This is a genomic window from Microtetraspora sp. AC03309, from assembly GCF_020826795.1.
Classification (GTDB): domain Bacteria; phylum Actinomycetota; class Actinomycetes; order Streptosporangiales; family Streptosporangiaceae; genus Microtetraspora; species Microtetraspora glauca.
Genome location: NZ_JADDIL010000604.1, coordinates 1 through 397 on the forward strand (window position 1 = coordinate 1; position 397 = coordinate 397).

The following is a 397-nucleotide window of genomic DNA, read 5'->3' on the forward strand; positions in this document are numbered from 1 at the left end:
CACGGTATGGGCTCGCAGCCGCATCAGCTCCGCATCGTGAAAGTGCATTCCGGTCTCCTCCGCGAGGTTCAGTGACAGTTCCAGCCGTTCGCGAGCCTGGTCGGGCCGACCCGCCGCGATCAGCAATCGACTGATGATCGAGTCGTGAAAGGTCAGATAGACGTTGAGGTGCATGAGTCGTGATTCGTCGACCCGGCGGGCGATCTTGGCGGCTGCGACCGCCAAGGTGCCGGGGTCGGCGCCGGCGTTCATGGCCGACACCGCCTTGACGGTGGCGTACTCGGTGGCGCTGACGAAGCGCCACAGGTCCAAGCCGGAGTTCTCGGTGCAGCTGCGCATTTCGCCGGAAAGCGCGAGCGCCTCGTCGAGTTGGCCGGCCTCCAGACACACCCAGATC

Annotated in this window: 1 protein-coding gene; it reads right to left on the bottom strand. The window is 65.2% G+C overall.

All coding sequences use genetic code 11. The annotated features are described in order from the left end of the window. Positions 1 to 397: hypothetical protein (locus IMZ11_RS44565; protein ID WP_228649840.1), on the bottom strand; the 397-nt coding region annotated here is incomplete at both ends.